Origin of the sequence: Pseudonocardia sp. Ae505_Ps2 (genome assembly GCF_001932425.1) — a bacterium.
Classification (GTDB): domain Bacteria; phylum Actinomycetota; class Actinomycetes; order Mycobacteriales; family Pseudonocardiaceae; genus Pseudonocardia.
The window spans coordinates 97,709-100,802 of the sequence record NZ_MCIP01000002.1 but is presented as its reverse complement, the minus strand read 5'-3'; the positions used below and the strand labels follow the sequence as shown (position 1 = coordinate 100,802).

General features: G+C 65.2%; 3 protein-coding genes and 1 pseudogene. 3 read left to right on the top strand and 1 reads right to left on the bottom strand.

Annotated features, from left to right (window positions below):
* Positions 1–987: 987 nt before the first annotated feature.
* The gene (locus tag Ae505Ps2_RS28735; protein ID WP_075313183.1) at positions 988–1,524 is read right to left on the bottom strand and encodes an ISAs1 family transposase; all 537 of its coding nucleotides are present in this window, start codon (positions 1,522–1,524) and stop codon (positions 988–990) included.
* A 33-nt stretch (positions 1,525–1,557) separates the two neighbouring features.
* On the opposite strand from Ae505Ps2_RS28735, the pseudogene Ae505Ps2_RS28730 reads away from it, so the two are divergent.
* The 3 genes and pseudogenes from Ae505Ps2_RS28730 to Ae505Ps2_RS28720 all read left to right on the top strand — a co-directional run.
* A pseudogene (locus tag Ae505Ps2_RS28730) lies at positions 1,558–1,920 on the top strand (RtcB family protein); the annotation flags it as partial.
* A gap of 70 nt (positions 1,921–1,990) precedes the next feature.
* Positions 1,991–2,302 carry a transposase gene (locus Ae505Ps2_RS28725; RefSeq protein ID WP_158071584.1) on the top strand — a complete coding sequence of 104 codons (312 nt, stop codon included), beginning with the start codon at positions 1,991–1,993 and terminating at the stop codon, positions 2,300–2,302.
* Positions 2,299–3,094: IS3 family transposase (locus Ae505Ps2_RS28720; protein ID WP_212567725.1), on the top strand; the 796-nt coding region annotated here is incomplete at its 3' end. The genes Ae505Ps2_RS28725 and Ae505Ps2_RS28720, both read left to right, overlap by 4 nt.

The following is a 3,094-nucleotide window of genomic DNA, read 5'->3' as shown; positions in this document are numbered from 1 at the left end:
GACGACGGACCTCACGAGAGATCACCGACCGATCACGACCCACCACCGAGGCGATCTGCTTGTAGGACAAGCCCTCCGCGAGACCCCTCGAGATCTCCTCCCGATCCGACAACATCAACATCTCACGCACGGAACATCCTGTCCCGCCGAACAACCAAGATCAAGTGCTACGACCGGCTGAACTCACCGAACGCTACGGATGGGACGTCACCTATACTCTACTTGTAGTCGCCGCAGTAATCACCGCGGCCCTATTCCTTCTAGCAGACAGGACCGAGAACGCGCAATCCGACTGACCGCACCGTCGCACCGAGCCCAGGACACCGAGCGGCCAGCCTAGATGGCATGGAGTCCTGTAAAGAAATGAGGACTGAGTAGTGAGTCTTTTTGATCCGATGGGTCAAGGCGAGAGGTCGGAGAGTCGCGGAGAAGGTTCGGGGCTACTGCGAAGTGATGATCAGGATACGGTTACATTGCGAACTCGGGAGCGTCTCTTAAGAGTCATTAGTGGCCGCTCGAGGCGATTCCGAGTTGTCGCAGTATCGACCGGGTCGATATTATTTATCTTGCTTTCAGTGACAGGACTTCTGGTCATGACAGAAGAAGGTAGAGTCACCGTAGAGGGAAAGGTCGTGGGATTGATGACATCGCCTTCTCGGAAGGTTGTGGACGGCTTCTTCCCTCTCTCTTCCGGTGGCTGCGCAGGGTCTGGAGAATTCAAAGGAGTGCGGGCGGGAGGACTGATTTCCGTGCTGAACTCGAAGAGGCAATTGATAGGCTCCGGGCAACTAAGCGACTCTATCATTGTGGGGAGTTCGTGTCAATTTAGCTTTAAGGTTGATGGCGTTTTGAAAAACAAGGTCTATCGAGTTAGCGTTGCCGGTCGCATGCCGTTGTCCTGGACTGCGGCGGAAGTTGGATCTCCTGGGGGGATTCGAATAGTTCTTGGAGTGTAGCTGGGGCGCAGCCAGGGCCCCGGCAAAGTCGTCAGATGATCTTGTAGGTGGTCAAGGGTCGGTGGGCGTCTCGGGCGTGGTGGCGTAGTCCGGCGGCGATGTTGGTGGTTCCGGTCAGTCGGAGTGCGGCGATCGCGAGGTTGCGCAGGGCGGCCATGACCTGGGGGCCGGCTGCGGTGCGGGTCTGGGAGCGGTCCTCGTCGAAGGAGACGTCCCGGACCCAGTGCAGCCGGTTCTCGATGTTCCAGTGCCCGCGGATCCAGCGGGCCAGCAAGATCGGGTCTGCCTGGAACGCGGTCAGGCTGGTGATCGCGTAGACGGTCACGGTCTTCCACCGTGCGCCCGGACGTAGCGGGCGGCGCCGGCGGATGAGCCGGATGGCCTGGGCGGCGTGTGGGAAGAACTCCCCGCCCCGGTCCGGGCACCGCTGCAGGGAGAGCACGCTGATCGTGCGGGTCTCGACCCGCCCGTGGCCACGGGCCCGCTGCCGGGCGGCCGGCCCGGTCATCTTCCAGGGCAGCGCACGCAGCCGGGCCAGCAGCGTGGGCTGGTTAGCCTTGACCGTCATCAGGTAGTGCCCACCGAGCTCGACTGGGCCGGGTTCTGGCGCGGCTTCGACCGGCTGCACCATCTGCGCGATGCGTCCTGGACCAGCGAGGACAAGCTGCGTGGCAAGGCCCACCAGCAGCTCGGCTCGCTCGGGGGCGGAAATCACTTTGTGGAGCTCTGCCTCGACGGCGACGACCGGGTCTGGCTGATGCTGCACTCCGGGTCGCGGGGGATCGGCAACATCCTGGCCAACCTGCACATCGAGAAGGCCAAGGTGCTGCCGCACAACCAGGAGCTGCCCGACCGCGACCTGGCCGTGTTCCTCGCCGGCACCCCGCAGATGGACGCCTACCGGGCCGACCTGCACTGGGCGCAGGAGTACGCGCGGCTCAACCGGCGGGTGATGATCGAGCTGTGAGGTTCCCCCGCTTTGCCGGAGTGTCTGAACACTGGTTCGATCTTGAGAGCCAGGAAGGAAGGCACTGGTGACTGCACCGAAGAAGTACCCCGATGAGCTGCGTGAACGGGCGGTTCGGCTGTATCGGGAGTCCGACCCTCGCCCGACGTTCCGGACGCTCGCGCAGCAGCTCGGGGTGCATCACGAGGCCCTGCGCAGCTGGGTCCGCCAAGCCGAGGCCGACACCGGCGAGCGCCATGATCGGCCGTCGACCGACATGCTCGCCGAGAACCGCAGGCTGGCGAAGGAAAACGCCGAGCTGCGGCGGGTCAACGAGGTCCTGCGCGCGGCGAGCGCCTATTTCGCCTCCGAGATCGGCCCGACCCGGAGGTGGTCATGAGCTTCGTCGACGCCCATGGCTTCCCCGCCGGTCTCGTACTACGGGTCCTTGGTGTGCCGGTCTCGACCTACTACGACTGGCGCACCCGCCGCGCGAACCCCTCTCAGCGCCACCTCGACGACGCCGTGCTCCTCGAACAGATCGTGAAGATCCGCTCGGTCAGCGAGTTCGCCACCGCCTACGGATCCCCGCGGGTCTGGCTCGAGCTGCGCCGCCAAGGCGTGCACGTCGGCCGCAAGCGCGTCGAGCGGATCATGCGCGAGCACGGCCTGCAGGGCGCCCACCTGCGCCGCGGCTGGAAGGGCGGCTCGACCCGGCAGAACCCCGCCCACCGGCCGGCGCCGGACCTGCTCGAACGCGACTTCACCGCGGCCGCGCCGAACCGGGTGTGGGTGGCCGATCTGACCCGGATCGTCACCGGCGAGGGCGTGTTGTGGATGGCCTCGGTGCGTGACGCGTTCTCCAACCGGGTCGTCGGCTGGGCCACCGACTCCCGTGCGACGACCGCGCTGGTGCTCACCGCGCTCAACCACGCCCTGCGCTCGCGGGACCTGCGCCCCGGCCAGTTGATCTTCCACAGCGACAAGGGAGCCCAGTACACAGCGCTGCGGTTCACCCAGCGCCTGGTCGACGCCGGTGTCGCCCCGTCGACCGGGTCCAACGTCGGACATACGGCGCTCGATGCTGTCGCGGTAGACCATGATCAGCCCGCACCCCAGGCGCGCGCCGGATCCGCCGGCGAGCAATCGTCAAGACCTGTGGATGAAGATCTTTTAGGCGGCTTCGGTGTGG

What these genes read in the sequence shown, in the direction of transcription:
- Ae505Ps2_RS28735 (WP_075313183.1), bottom strand. Translation starts at nt 1,524, where the DNA reads ATGACGGTCAAGGCTAACCAGCCCACGCTGCTGGCCCGGCTGCGTGCG.